This is a genomic window from Dokdonia sp. R86516, from assembly GCF_044596715.1.
Lineage (GTDB): Bacteria > Bacteroidota > Bacteroidia > Flavobacteriales > Flavobacteriaceae > Dokdonia.
Window position 1 is genome coordinate 1,625,871 of record NZ_CP138998.1, and the last position, 23,797, is coordinate 1,649,667.

Here is a 23,797-nt window from a genome sequence, read left to right on the forward strand (position 1 = left end):
TCACATTTTCGCGAAAGCGTAAAAAATCTTCTAGCTTGCCTCTTTGTTATTCACATAATCCATAAGGTCTACATCATTACCTAGTAGTACTTGGGTAGGGTTGATACGACCTGCTTCTGGTCCGTTTTCTAATTTAAGTACGCCACGAGGACATACTGCGCTACATACACCACAACCTACACAGCTAGAACGTACGATGTTCTCTCCCTTTTGAGCATATGCACGTACATCAATTCCTTGCTCACAATAGGTAGAACAGTTACCACAAGAGATACATTGCCCTCCGTTTGTAGTGATTCTAAAACGAGATTTAAAACGTTGTACAAACCCCAAGTAAGCTGCTAGTGGGCATCCAAAACGACACCATACTCGGTTACCAAAAATAGGATAGAACCCCGTCCCGATTACTCCTGCAAACCAAGCTCCTATCAAGAAGCTATAGGTGTCTTTTATCCACTGCGAGTTGATTCCTAAAAAAGCTTCTGCACCGGTAAAGTAACAGTATAATGTGACGAGAGTCATCACAAGTGAAAACACGAGTACCGAGTGTATGAGCCAGCGCTCAAGTTTCCAGGCTTTCATAGATTTATTAGAATGCTGGCGGTAGGGATCACCAAGAGTTTCGGCAAGGCCTCCACAACCACAAACCCAACTACAGTACCATCTTTTTCCAAAGAAGTAAACCATTACCGGTACAATCACTAGTGTAAGCACAACACCCCATACGAGGATGAATATACCTAAACCACCACTCTGAGTAAGTGTGTCGAGATTCCACTCAAAGAAGAAATCATAATCTAGTGGGAATGCGTTTTTAAAATCATAACCAGGCTTTCCTAAACTTGCCATAATCTCAGGGATAAGAAAGGCAAATACAATCTGAAAGAATAATACAGAGGTAGTACGTACAATCTGGTATTTATTGTGACGGTATTTTATATACATACGCACCGCCATCGTTACCATAATCACACAGTATAAAAAGCCATATACAAACCACTGGCTCGCATCGCCTCCGTTAAGGGCATTACTTATGGGGTCGAGTATAAATGTCCAGTTTACCACATAGTCTGCATTAAAATAAAGCACGAGATAAAATAGTACGAGGTACACAAGCACCAGCCAGGCAATCCATCCTCTATTGGTTGCTGCCTCGTGATATACGTGGTCATTTTTGATACCTGGTTTGCCTAATAACACAAGATTAGGAAAAATGAACATAAGAGCTCCTAGTATCCCTAGCCCAAAGGTTAAGAACCACATAAGCCCTTTGTTTTCTACTATAAATCCTGTTCCGGCTTTTTTGGCTAGTGAGAAGCTAAAGGCTTGAAAGTCTTTATCATTTATTCTGTACTGATATTGTTCTCCTTTTTTATCCCACTCCTTTGCCGCATCATATTTTGCAATTTGTGCATCATAGTAGTCATTGTTTTGAGCAAGGGCATCTCTTACGGCACCTGTAAAAGCAAATGTGCCTAGTTTTTTACCCACTACGTTATCTGAGATTTTTTGAGCTACTAGCTCACTTTTAATTCCTTTTTCAGAAATAAAGGAATCAAGTTGTTTTTGTTGTAAGGTGAAGTCTCCCATAAAGATGGAAGCTGTCCAGATGGCAAGCCCAGTAATAAAGATCACCAAGCCTAGGTTTTTAATAATTTTCATAAGTGTAAGTCGTTAGGTTGGTTATGCAAAAATTCTTTCCCAGCTTTTCTTTTTGGGACTAAGTGATGTCCCGTATGCAACATTATAAGCATCGAGAATATCCTTCTCGTAATGGCTGTAAAACTCAGGATCAAAGTTTGCATCTTTAAGATGCTCTAGCACATAATCTGTTGTGCGTTCCTCAGTAAGCCAGCGGTCAAATAGCTCGTGACGTAGCCTGATACCAAAGTTATTTATACCCACAAACTTGCGAGTACTCTCTTGCATCTCTATAGTGATACACTTGTTATCATCCTTATGCATCCAGTGAAAGTGTGTATTGCCTTCTTTAGGTTTTGAGAACACCCATCCATACGTCTGGTACTCTATATCCATAAATTTTGCACTATTAAACCAGTGACCAGGGTTATATGCGGTAGGATTGCCAGTTAATGTCTGAGCAAGTGCTTCTCCCATCATTCTGCCCGTATACCAGACAGCTTCAATGGGTCTACGGCCGTTTATACCCTCGTGTTGCTCTGCACAATCACCTATGGCATAAATATCTTTTATATTAGTCTCCAGCATAGGGTTTACCTTAATACCTCGGCCTAACTCAATACCGCTATCTTTTAAGAAAGCCACATTAGGAGACACACCAGCGGTAAGCCCTACTACGTTGCAGGCTATTTCTTCTCCTGTCTCTTTTATAGTTACAGCGCGCACTTTACCATTATCATCTGCTAGAATACTATCTAGATTAAAGCCTAAACGTAAATCTACGTGGTGAGATTTAATGTGTCTGTTAATCATCTCGCTTTCTCCTTGTGGTAAAACGCCATTCCAGAAACTATTTTCTCTTACTAAAAATGTGACCGGTATATCACGCGTGAGCAGCATTTCTACCATCTCAATACCTATAAGACCGCCACCTACTACCACAGCACGTTTACAGGTTTCTTTATCTGGAGCATTTGCCTCTAGCATATCTAGATCTTGTTTTGAGTATAACCCTTGTACACCATCTAGATCTTGCCCTGGCCAGCCAAATTTATTAGGAGTAGATCCCACTGCAAGCACCAGCTTATCATAACTCATTTTTTCGCCGCCAGAGAGTAGTAATTGCTTATTCTCGTGATCTACTGTCTCTACAAAAGCGCGTTTAAGATCAATACGGTTTTTCTTCCAGAAGTAATCTTCATACGGTTTTGTGTGCTCATATTTCATATGTCCCATATAGATATACATAAGCGCTGTGCGAGAAAAGAAGTGATCTGTTTCGGCAGAAATGATGGTGATCTTTTTGTCAGAAGCTTTGCGGATGTGACGGGCGGTTGTAACGCCAGAAATCCCGTTGCCTATAATGACGATGTGTTCTTGCATAGAGGTTGGTTTTATATAATTTTCACCTAAGTAAAAATTAAGAAATGTATGGTTGTTGTTGTCCCGCTTTCGCGAAAAAATCATTTTGTTACCCTTTCGCGAAAGCAAAATATATAGTAGTCTAAACAAGCATATTAAAACTTGTTTCTATGAGATAACATATCCTTGGGTCGTTTTAAAGATAACAAACTTAACGGGATGCTGTCTATTTAGAATTTATCTAAATGCAGAAAGTGCTGTAAGGAAAATTTGATGCTCATTATGGAGCGTTACGGACTACATATTTTAAATTTTTAATGATCTGGTTGTAAGTCTCTTTATTTGAGCTCGACCGATTGTGCAGAAAAAGTTTACTTATGAAATCAATTACCAACCTCGCACTACTTCTCGTAATCACCTTGTCAAGTGTGCATATCCAAGCTCAAGATACTGCATCATTTTTTGCTGATGCAGATACTTTCTTTAAGGCAAACGTAAAAAACGGTTTAGTTAACTATGCCGCTGTAAAGGCAAATCCGCAAGCGCTAGATGAGCTATTAGAAAATGCAGCATCTATATCTGTAAGCACATCTGATGCGGCAACGTATCAATCGTTTTGGATTAACGCATACAATCTAGCAGTAATAAAAGGAATCACAGAGAAATATCCGGTAAAGCAACCACTATCTATAAAAGGTTTCTTTGATAAAAACACCTTCAAGTTAGGCGGGACAAATATCACTTTAAACGATATAGAAAATAAGAAGTTACGTGCAGCGTTTCCAAGTGAACCTCGTTTTCACTTTGTGCTAGTATGTGCAGGACTAGGATGTCCACCTATCATCAATGAGGCATATACACCAGCCAAATTAAAATCACAATTACAACGCCAGACTACGCTTGCTGTAAACAATCCTAACTTCATTAAAGTGAAAGGAAATAAGGTGCAGATTTCTCAAATATTTGAATGGTATAAAGAAGATTTTGTACGCAATGGTACAGAGATAGATTTTTTAAATAAATACCGGAAAGAGGCTATTTCTAGTGATGCAAAGCTGTCATACTACCCTTATGACTGGACACTTAATGATACTAAATAATAATTTCTAGTACATTAGAGCTGGTATAGATTACTTGCTATAACTCCTTTAAAATTTACCTACTACAACTACTCGATACCTGTCGAGGTAGATAACTATTGACTTAAAAAGCCGTTCTCACCAGATAGTATTAAACCCTAGCCGTCTGGTGTGTGACGCACAAATAAATAATCAAAAACAACTACAATGAAAAAAACAATCCTACTAGTCGCTTTAATGCTTATTGCAGCAACTTCTTTTGCACAAGATGATACAGAAAACCTTGAAGACGGAGGCTCTGTAATACAGACACTCACACCTTCTAAACTTATCTCAAAAGGGCAATTTGACATCAAATGGTTTAATAATCTTTACACAGAAACAAAAGATACCTTTGGCGAAAATGGTGAAGATCGTGATATCCCAAGAAATAATTTCTTTACCTCAACACTTGAAGTGTACACTGGTGTTTCAAATAACAACAGAGTAAATGTAGGATTGATTCTAGAGGCCAGATCCAGTACTATAGGAGGTCGTGATGCTTTTGATGTTTTTAAATTTGATGGTGAGCGAGGTACTGCTCGTAGTGGTCTTACTTCTATTGCGCCATCTGTAAAGTTTGTTCCGTTTAGTAAAGTAAATAATTTCTCTATCCAGAGTTCGTTTTTTATTCCTCTAGTAGATAATGAGACAGAAGAAGGTGTTTTTCTTGATCAAAAAGGATTTACATGGCAAAACAGATTTTTCTTTGATCATACTTTTGCAGGAGGAGACTGGCAACTATTTGCAGATTTGAATTCTGAGCTCAACTTTGGAGATGATGAGGATAGTTTTGCAAATGATAGTTTGCGTCTTACTCCTGGATTGTTTTTAAGTTATTTCCCAAGTTCGAAATTTACAGTACTAGGTCTTGTACAGCACTCACAACTTCTTGATCTAGGAAACGAATTCTCACAAGACTTTACAGCTGTAGGTGGTGGAGCAAAATATCAACTTACAGATGCTCTTAATCTTGAGGCATTATATACAAACTTTGTAAGAGGAAACGACACTGGATTAGGGCAGACTTTTAACCTAGGGTTGAGAGCAGTTTTTTAACATATAGCTAGAGCGCTTAGGTTCCCCTAATCTAAGCTCTTTACGAGTGCAATGTATATTTATTTACGTTAACTACAATGAGTATACAGCACACTATGATAGACCTTGAGAGTTACCCAGCTCTTAAGGTCTTATTGCTTTTACGTATATCTTTATAGCTACTATGATTTTCAAATTTTAATCATAAACATATATCTTTAAGTCAAAAAATAAGTAGATGAAAAATATTATAGGATGTTTCTTTTTATTGATTTGTCTACAAGCATGTACCGCTCAAAAAACAGAAGAAAAGAAAATCAACGGGGTGAGTTTTGTTGCAAATCGTAATCCGGTAGATAGCACTCATATAAGCCCTGTACAACGTATAAATGCAAACTATGCTGCGGTAATGCCGTTTGGGTTTGTGCCACAAATGGACAAGCCGCAAATTGTTTATAATACAGACAGGCAGTGGTATGGTGAAACTAGAGAAGGAGGTCGCAATTATGTGTCAGAACTTCATAAAGCAAATATTGATGTAATGGTAAAACCTCAGATATGGATACGTCGTGGTGAGTTTACTGGTTACCTCAAGATGGAGACAGAAGAGGAGTGGCTGGCACTTGAGCAATCGTATCGTGATTTTATAATGGATTATGCCACACTTGCTCAAGAGGAAGGAGCAGCTATATTTTGTATAGGTACAGAGCTAGAGCAATTTGTAACAAACAGACCAGATTTTTGGGCGCAACTTATTATTGATATAAGAAAGGTGTACAATGGTAAACTTACGTATGCTGCAAATTGGGATGAGTATAAGAAAACCCCTTTTTGGAGCCAACTAGACTACATAGGGATTGATGCTTATTTTCCTGTTTGTGATGATCAAACGCCATCTGTGGAGTGTGTTATAGCGGGATGGCAACGATGGAAGGAGGAGATGTCCGCTTTCGCGAAAGCGGAAAACCGCAAAGTGATTTTCACAGAATTTGGTTACCGCTCTGTAGATTATACGGGCAAAGAACCTTGGAAGGCAGATAGGTCTATGACCACCGTAAATCTTGAAGGACAGGCACAAGCGACGCAAGCTCTCTTTAATACAGTATGGGATGAAGAGTGGATGGCAGGAGGATTTATCTGGAAATGGTTTGTAAAACATGATGAGGTAGGAGGTCCAGAAAACAACCAGTTTACACCTCAAAATAAACCAGCCGAAGCTGTAATAAGACAGCATTATGGTAAGTATTAAATAGGATGCTCATCATTTAATTAAGTAAATAATGGCGTGTTGCGCAATGATTGTGCATTACTTTCGACCAACGTTTTTAATATAGCTATAACCTTTATGAAATATTTCTCCCTCGTCTGCGCTCTGTTAATGACTTCATTTCTTTTTTCACAAGAACCTATTATAGAAGAAATCACTTTTGAGGGATTAAAACGTGTAGATGAATCTTTATTGAGAAGACTTATTAAAGTAAAATCACAAACGGCATATGACTCTCTTAAAGTCGCAACAGATATTGAGCGTTTAAACAGACTACCAGCCATTGCAAATGCGACCGTTGTTCAAACTAAACTTACAGACAGCACGTACAAACTCACCTATAAGATTGTCGAAAATTTTACCATTATCCCAGGTTTGCGCATCTCTGAGGCAAACGATGGTAGTTTTGCTTTTCGCGTAAGCGCATTCGAATTTAATTTTCTTGGTCAAAGTCAGATACTTGGTGGCTTTTATCAGCGGGATGTTTTTGACTCTTACGGCGCCTACTGGGAAGCACCTTTCTTAATTACTAACAAATTGGGCTTAGGTGTCAACTATATTAAAAATGTGACTTTTGAACCTGTTTACTTAGGTGAAACTCCTATAAACTACAAGAAAGATGATGTAGGTGCAGAGGTTTATGGATTGTATGAAATAGATTTTCACAACAAGGCAGAGTTAGGAGTGAGAGTATACAAAGAATCCTACGACATTGATGATACGGAGGTGCAAAGTGTACTGCCAGCAGGACTTGATGCAAATAAAGTATCCCTACGCGGAGAGTATGAGACTAATTTTTTAAACATCACGTATCAATATGTAGAGGGAGTGCGTAACCTTCTTGATGTGCGTTATATTTTAGGTGGTGATGGTCTCTTAGAAGAAGGGCTTGTAGCACAAAATGCAACTGAGTATTTTAAAAAAGTAGGGACAAAGGGTAACTGGGCAAGTAGACTACAGCTAGGGTATGCTTCTTATAACGAATCTGAGTTTGCTCCTTTTACTGTTGATAATCAATTTAATCTTAGAGGAGCGGGTAATGATATTGACAGAGGGACATCCTTTGTCTTTGTAAATACAGAATATAGGCACACACTTATAGAAAAGGATTGGTTTGTACTTCAAGGAAATGCTTTTGTAGATGCTGGGTCAATACGAAGTCCTAGAGAGGGTTTTGATAATCTAGCGAGTATCAATAATGTAGAGTTATACTCTGGTTTAGGAGTGCGCTTTATACATAAACGTATCTTCAACGCTGTCATTAGGTTGGATTATGGAGTAGGACTTGGAGCAACTCAAAATCGCGGACTTGTATTCGGGATAGGGCAGTATTTTTAATGTAAGAGAATATGTTGATTATGAGATAACCCAATTATAAAGCATAGTAAATCCTACAGTACATGAAATACTTTCGGTTATACATTTTACTTATGTTGTATTGCTCTATGAGTAATGCGCAAGAAGGCTTTGTGGATCATTTTACCATTCATGGCAACAAAAAACTTAAGACCTCTTTTATCAAGTTAATTAGTGATTTGCGTGTAGATAGTCCTTTAGATTCTACATTACTAGAGGTAGATATTATAAGACTCAAAAGACTACCAGCAGTACGGCATGCATATTATCAAGTGATTCCTTCTTATGATAATTATGAAGTACGCTATTATATTGAAGAGAATATAACGATAAACCCTCAGCTTAATGTCTATACTACTAACGATGATGAATTTGCCTTTAGAATAGGAGTATACGAGTTCAATACCTTAGGGAGAAATATAGCCTTGGGAGGATTTTTTCAACGAGATATTTTTAATTCTTATGGAGTGAATCTAAGAGCTCCATTTTTATTTAATAATAAGTTCGGGATTGCGGTCAATGCGCAGCGATTAACCACGCAGGAGCCAGTTTTTCTAGAAGAAGGAACTGCAGATTATAAGTACAGCAATACCTCCTTTGAAATATTAGGATTATATGCAATAAACTTCAAACATCGGGTAGAGGCAGGTTTAAATCTATTTAATGAGAAGTATGATTACCTAGCAGGCGCTACATCTGCAGGGGTTCCTCAGGAGTTTAATGTAGATAAGGTTCTTTTTAAAGGTATTTATGAATATAACGCACTAGATTATTACTACCAGTATATATCTGGCTTTAAAAGTACATTTAATGTGCAGCATGTGATGGCAAATGATCGCAGATTACCAGATTTTACAATCTGGTGGAATGACTTTCAATATTTTACTAGAGTAGGGGATAAGGGTAACTGGGCAAACAGATTACGAGTAGGCCTAGCATCTAATGCAGACTCGCCATTTGCTCCATTTTCTGTTGATAATAATCTAAATATAAGAGGGGTCGGCAATACAATAGACCGTGGTACAGGAGTAATTGTACTTAATACTGAGTATAGATATACTATTGCAGATAAAGAATCATTTGTATTGCAAGGAAATGCCTTTGTAGATGCTGGATCTTGGAGAAATCCAAGTGGAGATTTTGATGATTTTGGAGATGACCAAAATCTTAGAGTGTATCCTGGGCTAGGATTGCGTTTTACTCACAAAAAGATTTTTAATGCTACTTTTAGAATAGATTATGGATATGGAATAACCCCAAACTCCACTAGCGGATTGGTATTTGGAGTAGGGCAGTATTTTTAAAAATATTAGACCTGTAGATGTTTCGTAGAGGTGGAGTGTCTGCTATTTAAATGCTGCAAATTGCGCAGTATTGTACGCTTAAAAAGAGTGATGTCATATGGTTTTACGATAATATCTGTAAGCCCAGCATTGTAAATTTTGTAACGCATTTCTTTAACCTCTACCGCAGTAAGTGCTATTATAGGGATGTTAGTATTAAAACGTCTAATCTCCTTTGTGGCCTCTAATCCATCTTTTACAGGCATATTGATATCCATAAGGATAAGATCATACTCATTATCTCTAGCATATTCTACAGCTTCTTGACCATTATTTGCAATGCTGCAGGTTACTTCAAGCTTCTCTAATATTTTCTTTGTGACTATTTGATTAATACGGTTATCGTCTACAATAAGGATACGTTTGTTTTTGAGTTGTGTATCATCTACTATAATTATGGGGTCGACAATTAATGATTCATTTGATATCTCAAAGTCTAGCGTAAAGAAAAATGTAGATCCTTCTCCTTCTTTACTTGATAAGTGTATCTCTGCTCCAGAAAGTGCTAGTAGTTTTTGTACAATAGGAAGGCCTAATCCAGTACCTTGATAAGTATAGTGCCTCGAGCTTACTTGAGAAAATTCATCAAATATACTTTGTTGTTTTTCTTCTGGAATCCCTATTCCTGTATCTTGAATTGTAAAGTGAATACTCGCCTTTTGATCATTAAGACCAGACGCTTCAAGTAATATGTAGATGTCCCCATTTTCTGTAAACTTACAAGCGTTTCCCACTAAGTTCATAAGTATTTGAGAAAGCCTTGTAGCATCTCCTTTTACAAATTCGGGAACGTTATCATCAATGTTAATATGAATGTTATTCTTGTTTTGCTGGCGCATGTATTCAAAAGAAGAAACGATATTCCTAATAAAATCTCTTGTATTAAAAACTTCATTATTTTCTATAAATGTTTTTGAATCAATCTTATTGATTTGAAGTACATCGTTTATGAGTGCAAGAAGATAGTCTGCAGAGAACTTAAGAGACTTAAGATCTTGCTGATGTGACTTTAATTTTGGGTCATCCATAAGGATAGTACTGAGTCCTATAACTCCATAGAGAGGAGTCCTCAACTCATGGCTCACCGTTGAGAAAAAGGCCGTCTTAGCTTTTGTAGACTGCTCAGATTCATTCTTTGCCGTAAGATATTCTATGTTTTTTTCAGTTAGACTTTTTACATAATTCTTCTTACTTCTATACATTCTATAGAGTAAAACTAAGAGAAGAACACTTGATGCGGTAACAACAATTAGAAATTTATTCCAGTTTATTTGGCTGCGTACAATTTCTGCTTGCAGCCTATTTTTTAATTCATTTCTCTCAATGTTTTTTTTGTATTCGGCTACTTGAAAGTTTGCTGCTATTTTTTGAGATTCTTCATTCTGATATTCGTCTGTAGTTTCTTCATATAAATTTTGATACTTCACTCCATACTCATAAGCTTCCTTATATCGCTTTTGACCGTAAAGACTCAAACTATAAGTGAGATAACTATCTGCAAGTTCAAAACTAGACCCTTGCAACAAGGTGTCCTTTAAAATTTTGGTTATATGATAATCTACTTTTTTGTAGTTTTTTTCATGTAAATAATAAATAGCCCACTGATTTTCAAGATTTGCTTTGAGACCATCTGATAAATGAGCTTTTAATTGATCGGCCTTTTTTAGATATTTTAATGACTTATCAAATCGCTCATGCTCTTGTAGGGTAAGTACGGTATTTAGATAAGCATTACTTAAGTTAAGTGAATCTTTTAAGTCTCTAAAAACTACAATAGACTTATCGTGGTATTGAAGCGCTTTATTAATTGAGGACTCTGAGTAACCATAAAGATTTGCAAGATCCATATAGGTGAGGCCTAAGCCTAGACTATCTTGAGAAAGGCTAGCATACTCTTGAGACCGTTCAAAGCTTTCTCTAGCTTGTATAGTGTCTTGTAAGATTAAGTAGTCATAGCCTAAATATCTAAAGCCGCTTTGTAAATAATCTGTATCATTTATTTTTTTTGCTTCTTCAACGATTCTAACGTTAAGCTCAAGGGATTTACTATAGTTATTAGCCTCGTAATAGGTAGCAGAAGAGTCCATCAGACGTTCTAATCTTTCTTTAATCTTCAAGCTGTCAATCTGTGCAGTTCCTATAGAACTGGACATAATTAGGATTAAAAAAAAAGTAATTCTCTTCATTTCAGTTGCTTAATCTATGACAATATACAAAACATAAAGAATATTTGTATTTAATCGTTTGTTTCAAATCAAGAAATAAGAAAAATCCTACAAATTATGATTAGTAAGTTAAGACTATCTCAATTAATAATGACTTAACGTTCTCATACACTGGCACTAGATATATTTGTGACTAATTTAAACCAAAAATAATGTCAATTCTAACCATCATTTTAAGTATTATATTTCCACCACTTGCTGTAGCACTTACAAAAGGCGCTGGCAAGGATTTAATCATAAATATTATTCTCACTTTATTAGGCTGGTTACCGGGAGTAATACATGCATTTTATGTGAATAGTAAGTAGTAGAATTTTAGTATATAGTAGGTGATGCATGAAAATGCATCCCCTTTTTTGTTTTACAGCAATTCCTATTTATAAGTGGATTAACGAGGTTTTAATTGTTGTTGCGCTTTCGCGAAAGCGTAATTATTAAATTCAAAACATTTAGAGCAGCAATATAATTAGAGTAAAAAACAAACCTTCATGTTCAATTTTTCGTAAGTTCACAGACTAACCAGTGACTCTTATGAATTACTTGCGCCAGCTAGGGATTACCTTTTTCTGTTTGTTAACAATTACAATACATGCACAAGAAGAAAAATTACGTCCTTTTGATCTTGAAGCAGATTTTTTTTACGGTACAATATTAGAGCATAATCCAGATATTTCGCATCTAATAACGGAGCATCCGCAAGGGATAATGCTTGCCTATAATAGAAAGACGTATGGGTACGAGGCCTGGGAACGGCGCTACAATTTTCCAGATGTGGGCTACACTTTTGTCTATCAAGATATGAAAAATGAAAATCTAGGGGAATTGTATAGTGCTTATGCACATTATAACTTTTACTACTGGAAGCGTAGATTGCAGTTTAGAATAGGGCAAGGAGTTGCAATCGCCACAAATCCATATGATAGAGAGACTAACTTTATAAATAATGCTTATGGTACCACTGTGTTGAGTAGTACCATGCTTAAATTTGGTTTCAAGCAGAATAATATCTTCAAAAATATAGGAGTACACGCAGGGCTTACCATTATACACTACAGTAACGCCAACCTCAAAGCGCCTAATAACTCCACAAATACATGGGCATTTACTGCGGGGATTAATTATTTTCCAAAAGCAAATGAGTTTCCAGATTACATCCCACTAGGAGAAAAAACAGCATACTCAGAGCCTATACATTATAATCTAGTAGTGAGTGGTGGTGCAAATCAAAGTGATATAAATAATTCTCCACGATACGGTTTTTTAACTCTTACCGCATTTGCAGATAAGCGTATTAATCATAAATCTAGTTTTACAGCAGGTGTAGATGCTTTTTTTGCAAATTTTTTAAAAGAGCTTATTCGTTATGAGTCTATTGCTTTTCCTGAGGGAGAAGTGACAGGTGATGAAGACTGGAAACGCTTTGGGGTTTTTATAGGTCATGAGTTACATTTCAATGAACTTTCATTTGTGTCCCAGCTCGGGTACTATGTGTATTATCCGTACGATTTTGAAGGAAGGTTTTATAATCGATTAGGGCTCAAAAGAACTTTTGGAGATCATTTTTCTGGAAGCATGGTTGTAAAAGCACACGGCGCAAAGGCAGAGGCAGTAGAATTTGGATTAGGATATAGATTTTAATGATGAAAAATAAATATTTAATAGTAGTGTTGTTGCCAGTGATGATGTGGTTTGCATCTTGTGATACTGAGGATACATTGTCATGCCTTAAAACAAGCGGTTCTATAATTACTGAGGAATATGACCTAGCGAGCTTTGATAGTATTATTGTTTTTGAACGTGTGCAGTTAGTTGTAAAAGATGCTCCAGAGATATCAGTAATACTTGAGACTGGAGAAAACCTGCTAGAAGATTTTGAGGTTTATGTCGAGGATAATACGCTCATTGTAAAAAATAATGCTTCATGTAATCTCGTGAGAGATTATGATACTTCTATATTACGGGTGTCACACCCAAACCTTAGCCAAATTAGAAATAGTAGCGGCAGCACAGTTTTAGGAGATGGCTTGATAAGCTGGAATACCTTGCGACTAGTTTCTGATGATCTTATTGAGGAAGATTTTTATCACAAAGATGGAGATTTTGATATGGTGCTAGACTCAGAAAGTGTATTCCTTCAATGTAACGGCTTGTCTAACTTTTTTATACGAGGAAGCGTAACCAATTTAGATATTAACTTGCTAGAGGGTGATAGTAGATTACCACTACAGGATCTAGCAGTGCAACATGTTACCATTTTCCATAGAGGTACAAACGACGTGTTGATAGCTCCTCAACTATCCATAAGCGGGGAACTAAGAAGTACAGGTAATTTAATATTAAGTAATACACCTCCCTTAGTTGACGTGGAAGCATTCTTTACTGGCGAAGTTATTTTTGACTAGTTCTATACTCCACGTTTAGACTAAAAAAAAGGAGTCACTTATTTAGAGTGACTCCTTTTTTAATGATGCTCAAGTAACAATCTTAGTGCCTTAGATGCTTTCTACTACTTTTTCTAAAGCTATTCTTGACTTTGGCTTTTTACTAGGTTGATTAAAATCATCCTCATCGCGATATCCTATAGCAACAGCTACTAGCGTTGCGTAGCCTTTGTTATCTATAATCTTATCGTAATTTTCCGGTTCAATACCCTCCATTGGAGTGGCATCAATATTCATTGCAGCACAGGCGCTTAATAATACTCCTAGAGATAAATACACTTGCTTGTCAAACCATGCCTTGATTTCTTGCTCTGGTAATGGTTTGAGATATTCTTTATAGTAATCTACTGCACCTTGAGGTAGTTCTTCTTCTATTTGTTTTTCAAAGGCTGCTAGATCATTAATCCTGCTAAAAATAACTACAGTATCACTATCTGTTACTTTCTCGGTATTAATCCACGATACTTTAGAAAGCTTTTCTTTGGTAGCTTCGTCAGAAACAAAAGTGAATTTCCATGGCTGGCTATTTATGGAAGACGGACTTAAGCGAAGTATTTCCTTAAGCTCTTCTATATGTTTGCTATCTATTTTTTTTGATGCGTTATACTTCTTTGTAGTATAACGTTCTTGCATTGCATTTATAAAGCTCATATCAATTGTTTTTAAACCATATTAGGTATATGAGTAAAATTAAGTATCGCAATATTACATTGCAATAACTGCCTCAATAGATAGTACTATTTTAAGAGAACTTTATGCGTTTAGGTCGCTGAATAGAGTTCAACTATGAATTGAATGACCTCAGGATAATTAAAGATAGGAGCTGAGGAGTTAAAGCTTTTGAGGTTAAGAAATTTTCTTAAGATAGTACTTATGCAAATCTTCTGCACTTGCACCAAACCACTTGCGCACATAAATACTCCAAAAGTGAAATTGTAATTTCCACACCCCGTTTTCATCATAACGCCTTGCCGAGGTGGTAAGCCATTTTTGAATTACCACAAACTTACGCCTAGCATATAACTTATTGATAAGGTCATTATCTTCATAAATTATATAACGCTCGTCAAAAGTGCCTAGCTCCTTAAATAACTGTGCTGTGATAAACTGACTTTGATCTCCTCCTCTACAGGCTCTCCATTTAAATTGTGTAAGCCACCCAGCGAGTCTTAACCACCAGTGGTTAGAGTCAAATTTCATTTTAAAACATCCGGCAGGATTACCAGCAACCACTTGCTCCACGATATGCTTATCATAATCTTGAGGAGGATAAGAATCTGCATGTAAAAAGTAGAGGATTGAGCCTATTGCGATAGCGGCTCCTGTGTTCATTTGTTTAGCTCTGCCCTTTGCAGATTTTATAACTGTGACTTCAGGATTGTGCTCGCTATAATTACTGGCGAGATGGTAAGTGTCATCTTTACTTCCTCCATCTACTACAATAATTTGCTTGACATCATCAATAGAAAAAGCCTTCTCTTTCAAGTGTGCTAGTAATTTAATAATCGTTTCAGATTCATTAAGTACCGGTATGACAATCGAAATAGAAGGCTTCATTAAATAATTTATGGTCATCAAATCTACGCAAAAAGAGTAGAGATGGTTTTCAATTATTGTTTATTTAATCCCCAGTTATATTCTTTAAAGGTGACAGGCGCATCTCTTTTAACTTCTACCGTGCTGTATTTATTTATGTAAGGGATTAAACTTTCATTAGATCCTCTATAAAAGTCCTTTGTATAAAATTTAAAAATAGAAGATAGCTCTGCTTTATTTGCTGTGATAGTATTCTTGTCACTATTTATAAATTCCTTTGTAGCTCTATCTAATTGCTCATTGATTTTTCCTGCAGTGTATGCTTCTCTCAATAGCGGTGGGCAAGAAATAGAGGCACAATTTATAGCAAAATGAATTCTGGGTTCGTTCATCTTGCGTAGTACGCCATTCTCAATTCCTCCTAGAGATAGCTTGCGGTTTTGCACAGTTACAATTCCTTTAGTCCATACACCGTCTATTTCTTTTATGCTTGTAACATTTGGATTTTTAAGGATTTGATCTACGGTATACGCATTGTAAATATTGATGTAATAAGCCAGCAATTCTTGAACGCTCCAGTCATTATTAGGGTCTAGGCTCGCAAGTTTATCTAAGTATGCATTAAGGGCTTCTTGATCTTTGGCAAATCCTTTGTAATCTACCATTCCTTTTGAATCTACATGCTTTTTAAGAAGCTCGTCCCACGCAGAGTGATCTACATTAACACGAGAGTTTGCAGTCGTTGAGGTTAGAGTTCCTTCTACTTGTTTAGTAGGCTGTCCTTGACTTGTAATTCCACCTGCAGCTAGCGTAGCACAACTTTGCAACGTAATTACAAAGGCACTTATGGTAAGTAATTGTAAGAAGTTTTTCATAATATATCTTATTGAGAGTACAATATCGCTTTCGCGAAAGCAAAACCAATACCCATTAACGTGTAGTTAAGTGAGTTTTGTGAAAACATTACTACTTATTTAATGTCCAGTCATAATCACGATAACGCACTCTCGCATTCTCTGAAATTGAGGTCGTGGAGTAGCGGTTCAAGAAATCTATGAGAGAGCCGTCTGTTTTAAAATCTTTTGCAAACCAAGTGAAAATCTTTGAAACTTCGACGCGATCACTTGTGATAGTATTGCGGGTAGGATCATTGATAAATTTGCGCGAAAGCATATCTAGTTGTGCATCTACCTTACTAGGTGTAAATGCCTCATTAAGCAGTGGCGGACAAGAGAAAGAAGCACAATTTATCCCAAAGTGTATGCGAGCATCGCCCATCTTACGTAGAATCTTATGCTCAATCTCATTGAGATTATACCACTTGTCTCCTAATTTCCAAAACCGTTGATCCCACGGATCTTTAATATCTTTTATACTCTCAAGTGGATAGTTGCGTAGTATAAGATCTATCGTCATTGCATTATATGCATTCATCCAGTACGATAGTTTCTCTTCTTGTGACCAGCCCTCTGTAGGCAGTGATTGCCCTAAGGAAGCGATATATGAACGCAAACTACTCCAGTTTGATTTGATACCACTGTAGTTTACATTACCTTCTTTAGAAACGTATTTCTTTAAAAGTGTATCAAAAGCGTCATGATTAAAACTTGTAGCTTCTTGGACTGTTTCCACTTCAACAAACTCTTCAGGTTCACTATTTGAGACGGCAACTTCAAGGACTTTCTCTGGTTCGGAGATTGTAGTTTCAACTTCTTCTGATTCGGTAATTACCGTTTGTGGTATTTCAACACGGGTTTCGGTAATAACAACTGGAGCTTCAGGTTCGGGAGTAGTTGTAACATTTTTAGAACTGCTACAGCTAGTGAGAAGTGCAATTGTAAGTATGAAGTAAGTTAATTTTTGCATCAGATTTTTTCTAAGATTAGTTCGCTTTCGCGAAAGCGTATGCAATAACCTACTTTTCTTTTTCAGAAAGAGGATAGGTGATTTGACCTACAAAGTCCGTTGGAAATGTTTCATCTCCATCAAACCCTAATTCTATATCACGACCATCATGCGGAACATGACTTGTTCCAAAAAGATAATCCCATACACTCAACGTTAGTCCGAAGTTTACGCCATACTTTACACGCTCAGGTAATTCTTTTGCGTGATGCCAGATGTGCATCTTAGGGTTATTGAGAATATACTTAAGCGGGCCATAATCCCAGCCTATGTTTGCATGGTTGAGGTGACCTACCGTAAGAGCGGTAAAATGTATGATGGCCACATATGCAAGGTCAAAACCTCCTATAATCGCAATAGGAATGTATAAAAAGGACTTGTACATAATAGGCTCCACCCAGTGATAGCGCATCTGTGCTGCAAAAGCCATCTCCTTTGTGGAATGATGTACTTTATGAAAATTCCATAAAAATGGTACTCTGTGTAGTATTCTGTGCGTGTTCCACTGCACAAAGTCAGATATGATAAAAAAGATAAGCAACCCTACGCCAAAGGGTAATGTGTCTACATCAAAAAGTTGGAAATCACTTAATTCTAATCCTACCACGCCTAGAATATCATCAAAAAACAGTGCTGCGGTATTTGTGAGTGCGATAAATACAATGAGATTGAGGAAGAAGAAATTAAAGAACATATAAAATAAGTCCATCCAGAAGTCTTCACGGAAGATCTTCTGATTCTTACGCCACGGAAATGCAATTTCTAACCCCCATACTACAAGAGACACAATGATCAATCCCCAGAAATAATTATCCCAGTTATTCTCAAAGAAAATCTCACGCTTAAAATAACTCCAATAGTCGGAGTAAGATTGTAAGAAAGTATCTACGTATTTGCGCATATTATAAAGTGATAATAACAAATTTACAAAAATGAAAAGGCACAACCTTAGTTGTGCCTTTTGTATTATCCTTACAAGGTTTCAATAGATTTGAATCCTTACAAGTGTGCCCATTTTATAGTTATTCGCCTAGCAACATCCACCACCATCATAGTGATACGTTGACTCGCTTATAAAGATGTCATCACGACCTAAAGCAGCAAGTGCTCCTGCTGTTTTATCACAAATAGCCAGCGGCTGATTTTTAAGAAGGATGTGTCCTAGCTTATCATCAAAAAAATCTTCTTCTCCATAATAAATAGCAGCTTTACCTGTAAAAATACAAGGTCCGTCTGCTGGCATAGGATCTTTGATTGCTGCTACTTCAATAGACTCAATGTAAATGAGCTCATCTGTAGGATATGCTCCAGGATTAAGTATTCTATATGGCTTACGAGCTCTTATCTCAATGGTGCCAAAACCAGCATCTGTAAGTGCTTTTACATACTCGGCTATGGGTAGACTTCCAGAAAGACAAAGCGCACGTAAACGATCATCATTACGTAATTCCTCATTCATTTCTTGCTCACAAGTAGGGTCGCTCATTACAAGCTTGCCGTGAGGTTTAAGCACGCGATACATCTCTGCAATGGCGCGTTTTAAATCTTCTGCTTTAAAGATGTTGAAGAGGCAGTTTTGTGCAGCTACGTCTATAGAGTTATCTGCCACATTAAGGTTAAGGGCATCTCCTTTTTGAAGATCTACATATTCGCTTTTAAACCAAGGGTTCAACTTCTCTGCTTCTATAAAGTTTTTGCGAGACGCTTCTAGCATTTCATCCACCACATCTACACCTACTACGCCACCTTTATTACGGTTAAAGTATGCAAACTGTAATAGCTCCATACCACCACCTACACCTACATATAGCATCTTAGGCTCATTAGTAAGATCACGAGCATTTACAGTGCTTCCGCAACCGTAATTCATCTCCTGCATTATCTTTGGGATCTTTAATCCTGGTAATTCCCAGATAGGATTTGTAGTACAGCACAGTCCTACATCTGGTGTAAGTGCTGCTTCTTTATAAAGATCATTTGTAGCATTAAGGTAACTCATAACTCGTTGTTTAAATAGATAGTAGTTTGTATGTAATAATGATATCTTTTGGTTTAGATTCCGCTTTCGCGAAAGCGTACTTTACAAAGATTTAATCAATCCCGTAAAGAGCGTAATCATCTCTGGCTCTGCCTTACCAGCCATTGCAATTATTTCTGGAATATCTACTGGCTTAAGGTTGTCTGGGTCACACTCATCTGTAAGAACCGATACTGCCACCACTGGAAGTTTTAAGTGATTTGCTACGATAATTTCTGGTACGGTACTCATCCCTACAGCATCTGCTCCTATAATTCTTAAGTAGCGATACTCTGCGCGAGTTTCCAGCTGTGGGCCTACTACAGATGCATATACTCCCTCGTGTAAATTTATGCCATTGTCTTTTGCAATAGTGCGTAGCGTATTGTTCATAGCAGCATCATAAGGTGCGCTCATATCTACAAAGCGCTCTCCCATTTTTTCTACTCCTTTAAAAGCTAGCGGTGATCCTCCTTGAAGATTAATGTGATCATCTATGAGCATTAATTCTCCTTTTTTGAAATCAAGGTTAATCGCTCCAGAAGCATTAGATACTAATAGGTGCTTGATGCCTAAAGCGTGCATCACACGTACTGGGTAAGTTACATCTGTAAGTGAGTAGCCTTCATACACGTGAAAACGGCCTTGCATAATGATAACCTTTTTGCCTTCTAGCGTACCGTAAATTAATTTACCTGTGTGGAACTCTACCGTTGCCGTTGGAAAATTAGGGATATGATTATAGCTCGCGGTGTGTTCTATCTCAACACGATCAATAAGTTGCCCAAGACCAGTGCCTAAAATGATACCTACTTCAGGATTTTCAAAGCCTTTGCTTTTTAAGTAATCTGCTGTTTCTATGATATATTTTTCCATAATATGTTTTTTTAAACGTATTAAATTTTCTTGTTATTGTAAATACTGAGCAAACTCAGCATATGGTTTTAAGTCCTCTGCAAAGTCAATGTCGTTAAGGGTTTCAAGTTGATGAACTTTTGCCATTGCTAGATCATTCATAGTACCTGCAAGTACCGTATCGCCACCCCATTCTTTATTGTAAAATACGTCTTTTACAAGCTTGTTCATCCCCAATAAATAATAACCACCATCTTGGGCTGGGCCTATTACGGCATCATTAGAGTGTAGCGCGTCAAAAGCCTCATTTATGTGAGAAGCGCGCAAGTCATAAAGGTCACTACCTACAATGAGTACATTGTCATACCCATCTGCAAAGGCTTTTTCAAATGCATTATACATACGCACCCCTAGATCTTCACCTTCTTGCTGGAATTTTTCAAAAATAGCATTATCCCACATATCATTATCGCGCACCTTCACAGAGTAGCCTACCCGCTTAGTACAATTTAAAGTGCTTACTACGTCCTTGGTGTGTGACAAGAGCTTCTTGTAAATCTCAAGAGCGTTTTCTTGACCTACACCTTTGGCTAGTCTGCTTTTTACTTTGCCTAGTTCTGGATTTCTGGTGAATATGAGTACTATATTTTTTTTCATTATTGCTTTCTATAATTATATACGAGGTACAAAAACATAAGCGCCATCGTGATGAGCTGCTGGTATATACTCGCATTAATAGACCAACCTAGGTTTTCAAAATTTAGCTTGCTTACAGTAAGTGCGAGTAATAGGATAAGGAGTATGATAAATATGAGTATGATTTTCTTTCTAGTCATTACTCATCATCTTTTTTTGTCCACTGGTCACTTTTTTTAATAGCTATAAACATCCCAATATTTGCAATAATAATGAGACTACTAGAGAGATAGTCTTTCCAAGTGGATGTCTCGTTAGTAAGATGATAAGCCAGTAAAGCAAATCCTCCTATGGTGAGTCCTATAAAAATGAGTGGTATATATTTATTCATCTAGTAAACTTTATGTCCTGTTTTTAAATACTTCCCCCAAACTTTGGAAAATACGTGAACAGAGTCGGTTGGTTGTTTGTTCTTGTTTTGAATTTCGTAGCCTTCATCTTTCCAAGCAAATATGCTTCCGTATAGATTTTTGACGTTTGTAAATCCTTTCTTCTTCAGTCGCTCGCCAAAATCTTCAGAGCGTATCCCTACTGAGCAATAAACGACGATAGGTTGATCTTTTTTTGCTTTCGCGAAAGCGTACATACTATCATTTACCTTCTCAGAAACCCACACCGCTCCAGGGATATGACTCACGTCAAACTCTTCCTTTTTACGAGTGTCAAGAATCAAGTAATCATTCATTTCCATCTTGAGTTCTTGCACAGAAATATAAGGAACAGAGCGCGTGTTGTACTGTTTTAATAACAAGTCCATATCTGATTGCCCAACACTTATAGCGCTTATGAGAAAGATGAGTATGTATGTGATTTTTTTGATAATAGGTCTTTATAATTTGATGCCAAATCCTTGTAAGCCACTCTCTACAGGTGGCAGTATTTCTGTATTGTCCCAGATGCCAGTTACGATGGTACGCGCATACTCTTCTGGCAGCAAGCCGTTTTGCATTAACTGGCTAGTGAGCTTGTAATTATATGCAAAGGTATGATGTTCATAGCTAAGATTGCCAGAAGTGTCATCTAGAATGGCATACCAGACTTCGGTAGAACCATCATTTGCTGGCATCCCAATCACGCCAGGGTTGAGCCAGAGTTTATCTTCTTGCTCCGTATGAAAAGGCAGGCCACAATGTCCTGCAACAATTACATCACTTTGGGTTGCATCAAAATTTGAACCTTTTATTTCCCAAGGTGTAGATTTAAATATAAATTCAGAAATATGATTATATGAGCCGTGTACAACCGTCACCTCTTTACCAGCGTAGGTAAATGTAATATGGTCTGGAAGCGCCTCGATGGTGTCTAGCGAATTCTTAGAGAGTTTGCTTTGTGCATAGGGATACCACAGCTGGCTAAAACCATCACAACGCGATCCTTCTCTAAAATCGCACCCGCAATCTTCTGCGCCCTCACTCAGTTGTTTTTCTACATTACCTGCAATACCGTGTGTTCCCCATATTTTATAGAGTTGTACGGTTTCTTCAGGCTGCGCACAATATCCCACGATGTCTCCAGTGCATATGCAATTTTCTGGTGCAATCCCTTGTTGTTCTGCAATAGATTTTAGTTTCTCTAGCGCTTGTAGATTGCTATACACACCGCCATAAAGGAGTACTTTGCCGGTGAGATTACCTATGTTTTTTATCTTTTTATCCATCGTGGTATGAGGTATAATATGGTGCAGGCTGTGATGCCCCAGACGTTTGTCCAAAGTAACGCAGCATAAGATCCTGTTGTAAATTGTAATGACAGTGGTAAGGCATCAAAAACTAATATGAAGCCAAAAATAATACCCGTCACTACACTCAAGTAATAACTAATTTTTGGGGCTGGCTTTCGCCAAAATAAAAACACTGGCGTTAGTCCAATTACCATCGTTCCAGATATGGTTGTAGCGCTTAAAATCTCTGCATTAAGAAATATGGGAATGGTTCCCAATATGGCAATTATAGCCATAGATAATCTCCCAAACGAAAGATTTTTACCCAAATTTAAATCGACTGAAAGTAATTTTGAAAATGACGAGAATGTACTATCTAGCGTAGATGCCGCCGAGGTAATCATAATAAAGTTGATGACTAACAATATGACTACACCAAAAGCTTTACCAACTTCTACCGCGGCTTGACCTGCCATTCCTTGTGATTGGGCATATACACCTATAACACTAAACAAGATAATACAAGCAGCTCCCAATACCGAGGCGATTAGAAAGCTACGTAGGGTAACCTTAGGCGAACTTAAAAAAGCTCTATCTGTCAATACAGGATCGTGAAAGGGATATGAAAATGACTGCAACAAGGCTGCAAATAGCAAATTTAATCCAAGATCAAAACTCCACGTTCCAGAAGTCGCAACTTCCTTCACACTAAAATCATCTACCGAAAATATACTCCATAAAATCACACATAGCAGTATGGAGAATAATCCCATCTGTATCACATCTGTAAATATAGAACTGCTCAATCCGCCCTTGAGCGCATAAGCAAGAGTGAGTGTCGTGAAGACCAGAATCGCCCAATAGTAAGGAGTGCTTCCCATCTCTCCAAAGTAAGAACCTATCACCATCGTGTTACTCCACACCTCATTAAAAAGCCTAATGGCAATGAGCACAGAAAATAAGCGCATCGCTCCTTTTCCAAAGCGAGAAGTTAGAAACTGATGTATACTTGTAAACCCACCTTGCAAACGCATCTGGTAGATAATCACACCAGCCACAGCAAAGGAGAGGTAGTAACCCGCATAAGCCACACCACCCACCATCCCAAAACTCAGACCTAGGTTAGCAGCATTGGTTATACTCTTTGCAAAAATCCACGAGATAATGAGACTACCCGTAAGCATCCACACATTAGGAGACTTCTTACGATGCGTAGCCTTAAAAAACTCATCAGGACTTTTGGCAAGTGGAGACAGCACAAACATCAACACACTCGATGCTATAATTAATCCCCATTGCCAGATTTCTACATTCATATATAAGTTCCTTATTCTAAT

General features: G+C 37.4%; 24 protein-coding genes. 8 read left to right on the forward strand and 16 right to left on the reverse strand.

What is annotated here, in order from left to right; all coding sequences use genetic code 11:
- Positions 1 to 30: 30 nt before the first annotated feature.
- Together SJY23_RS07425 and SJY23_RS07430 are read right to left on the reverse strand one after the other, a co-directional pair.
- Positions 31 to 1,662, reverse strand: a complete 1,632-nt coding sequence (locus SJY23_RS07425; protein WP_396598041.1) for a 4Fe-4S binding protein — start codon at positions 1,660 to 1,662, stop codon at positions 31 to 33.
- 21 nt (positions 1,663 to 1,683) lie between these two features.
- Complete coding sequence (locus tag SJY23_RS07430; protein WP_396598042.1) at positions 1,684 to 3,024, reverse strand: NAD(P)/FAD-dependent oxidoreductase; 1,341 nt, start codon at positions 3,022 to 3,024, stop codon at positions 1,684 to 1,686.
- A gap of 356 nt (positions 3,025 to 3,380) precedes the next feature.
- Here SJY23_RS07430 and SJY23_RS07435 point away from each other — a divergent pair, with 356 nt between their 5' ends.
- The 5 genes from SJY23_RS07435 to SJY23_RS07455 all read left to right on the forward strand — a co-directional run bounded on the left by SJY23_RS07435 (position 3,381) and on the right by SJY23_RS07455 (position 9,086).
- Positions 3,381 to 4,103, forward strand: coding sequence for a DUF547 domain-containing protein (locus SJY23_RS07435; RefSeq protein ID WP_396598043.1), 723 nt, complete (start codon positions 3,381 to 3,383; stop codon positions 4,101 to 4,103).
- Positions 4,104 to 4,289: 186 nt separating this feature from the next.
- Complete coding sequence (locus SJY23_RS07440) at positions 4,290 to 5,180, forward strand: hypothetical protein (RefSeq protein ID WP_035334547.1); 891 nt, start codon at positions 4,290 to 4,292, stop codon at positions 5,178 to 5,180.
- Positions 5,181 to 5,397: 217 nt separating this feature from the next.
- Entirely contained in the window at positions 5,398 to 6,408 is a 1,011-nt protein-coding gene (locus SJY23_RS07445) for a glycoside hydrolase family 113 (protein ID WP_396598044.1), read from the forward strand.
- Positions 6,409 to 6,537: 129 nt separating this feature from the next.
- Positions 6,538 to 7,764: a POTRA domain-containing protein gene (locus SJY23_RS07450; protein ID WP_396598045.1), complete on the forward strand. Its 1,227-nt coding sequence runs from the start codon at positions 6,538 to 6,540 to the stop codon at positions 7,762 to 7,764.
- 62 nt (positions 7,765 to 7,826) lie between these two features.
- Positions 7,827 to 9,086: an outer membrane protein assembly factor gene (locus tag SJY23_RS07455; protein ID WP_396598046.1), complete on the forward strand. Its 1,260-nt coding sequence runs from the start codon at positions 7,827 to 7,829 to the stop codon at positions 9,084 to 9,086.
- A gap of 5 nt (positions 9,087 to 9,091) precedes the next feature.
- Here SJY23_RS07455 and SJY23_RS07460 read toward each other — a convergent pair whose 3' ends face one another.
- Positions 9,092 to 11,278, reverse strand: a complete 2,187-nt coding sequence (locus SJY23_RS07460; protein WP_396598047.1) for an ATP-binding protein — start codon at positions 11,276 to 11,278, stop codon at positions 9,092 to 9,094.
- Positions 11,279 to 11,502: 224 nt separating this feature from the next.
- On the opposite strand from SJY23_RS07460, the gene SJY23_RS07465 reads away from it, so the two are divergent.
- From SJY23_RS07465 to SJY23_RS07475, 3 genes are all read left to right on the forward strand, one after another.
- Positions 11,503 to 11,658 carry a YqaE/Pmp3 family membrane protein gene (locus SJY23_RS07465; protein ID WP_035334543.1) on the forward strand — a complete coding sequence of 52 codons (156 nt, stop codon included), beginning with the start codon at positions 11,503 to 11,505 and terminating at the stop codon, positions 11,656 to 11,658.
- A 223-nt stretch (positions 11,659 to 11,881) separates the two neighbouring features.
- Positions 11,882 to 12,988 carry an acyloxyacyl hydrolase gene (locus tag SJY23_RS07470; RefSeq protein WP_396598048.1) on the forward strand — a complete coding sequence of 369 codons (1,107 nt, stop codon included), beginning with the start codon at positions 11,882 to 11,884 and terminating at the stop codon, positions 12,986 to 12,988.
- Positions 12,989 to 12,990: 2 nt separating this feature from the next.
- Positions 12,991 to 13,752 (forward strand): head GIN domain-containing protein, encoded by a 762-nt coding sequence (locus tag SJY23_RS07475; protein ID WP_396598049.1) that lies wholly within the window; start codon positions 12,991 to 12,993, stop codon positions 13,750 to 13,752.
- Positions 13,753 to 13,842: 90 nt separating this feature from the next.
- Here the strand turns inward: SJY23_RS07475 and SJY23_RS07480 are convergent, their stop codons facing one another.
- The 13 genes from SJY23_RS07480 to SJY23_RS07540 all read right to left on the reverse strand — a co-directional run bounded on the left by SJY23_RS07480 (position 13,843) and on the right by SJY23_RS07540 (position 23,776).
- Positions 13,843 to 14,442 (reverse strand): nitroreductase family protein, encoded by a 600-nt coding sequence (locus SJY23_RS07480; RefSeq protein WP_035334541.1) that lies wholly within the window; start codon positions 14,440 to 14,442, stop codon positions 13,843 to 13,845.
- 195 nt (positions 14,443 to 14,637) lie between these two features.
- Positions 14,638 to 15,348: a TIGR04283 family arsenosugar biosynthesis glycosyltransferase gene (locus SJY23_RS07485; RefSeq protein ID WP_396598050.1), complete on the reverse strand. Its 711-nt coding sequence runs from the start codon at positions 15,346 to 15,348 to the stop codon at positions 14,638 to 14,640.
- A gap of 53 nt (positions 15,349 to 15,401) precedes the next feature.
- Entirely contained in the window at positions 15,402 to 16,202 is an 801-nt protein-coding gene (locus SJY23_RS07490; RefSeq protein ID WP_396598051.1) for a DUF547 domain-containing protein, read from the reverse strand.
- Positions 16,203 to 16,293: 91 nt separating this feature from the next.
- Positions 16,294 to 17,193: a DUF547 domain-containing protein gene (locus SJY23_RS07495; RefSeq protein ID WP_396598052.1), complete on the reverse strand. Its 900-nt coding sequence runs from the start codon at positions 17,191 to 17,193 to the stop codon at positions 16,294 to 16,296.
- 49 nt (positions 17,194 to 17,242) lie between these two features.
- Complete coding sequence (locus SJY23_RS07500) at positions 17,243 to 18,133, reverse strand: sterol desaturase family protein (protein ID WP_035334538.1); 891 nt, start codon at positions 18,131 to 18,133, stop codon at positions 17,243 to 17,245.
- Positions 18,134 to 18,262: 129 nt separating this feature from the next.
- Positions 18,263 to 19,231, reverse strand: a complete 969-nt coding sequence (gene arsM / locus SJY23_RS07505) for an arsenosugar biosynthesis arsenite methyltransferase ArsM (RefSeq protein WP_396598053.1) — start codon at positions 19,229 to 19,231, stop codon at positions 18,263 to 18,265.
- Between the two features lie 81 nt (positions 19,232 to 19,312).
- Complete coding sequence (locus SJY23_RS07510) at positions 19,313 to 20,125, reverse strand: purine-nucleoside phosphorylase (RefSeq protein WP_035334536.1); 813 nt, start codon at positions 20,123 to 20,125, stop codon at positions 19,313 to 19,315.
- A 33-nt stretch (positions 20,126 to 20,158) separates the two neighbouring features.
- The gene (locus SJY23_RS07515; RefSeq protein ID WP_396598054.1) at positions 20,159 to 20,761 is read right to left on the reverse strand and encodes a TIGR04282 family arsenosugar biosynthesis glycosyltransferase; all 603 of its coding nucleotides are present in this window, start codon (positions 20,759 to 20,761) and stop codon (positions 20,159 to 20,161) included.
- The gene (locus SJY23_RS07520) at positions 20,761 to 20,940 is read right to left on the reverse strand and encodes a hypothetical protein (protein WP_396598055.1); all 180 of its coding nucleotides are present in this window, start codon (positions 20,938 to 20,940) and stop codon (positions 20,761 to 20,763) included. The genes SJY23_RS07515 and SJY23_RS07520 overlap by 1 nt, the downstream gene beginning before the upstream one ends.
- Positions 20,940 to 21,131 (reverse strand): hypothetical protein, encoded by a 192-nt coding sequence (locus SJY23_RS07525; protein ID WP_021778162.1) that lies wholly within the window; start codon positions 21,129 to 21,131, stop codon positions 20,940 to 20,942. Before SJY23_RS07525 ends, SJY23_RS07520 begins: the two co-directional genes overlap by 1 nt.
- Positions 21,132 to 21,557: a rhodanese-like domain-containing protein gene (locus SJY23_RS07530; protein WP_396598056.1), complete on the reverse strand. Its 426-nt coding sequence runs from the start codon at positions 21,555 to 21,557 to the stop codon at positions 21,132 to 21,134. It lies immediately after the preceding gene.
- Between the two features lie 72 nt (positions 21,558 to 21,629).
- A complete protein-coding gene (locus SJY23_RS07535) occupies positions 21,630 to 22,457 on the reverse strand; it encodes a metallophosphoesterase family protein (RefSeq protein ID WP_396598057.1) in 828 nt (275 codons plus the stop codon).
- Positions 22,442 to 23,776, reverse strand: a complete 1,335-nt coding sequence (locus SJY23_RS07540; protein ID WP_396598058.1) for a sodium:solute symporter — start codon at positions 23,774 to 23,776, stop codon at positions 22,442 to 22,444. The genes SJY23_RS07535 and SJY23_RS07540 overlap by 16 nt, the downstream gene beginning before the upstream one ends.
- Positions 23,777 to 23,797 lie beyond the last annotated feature (21 nt).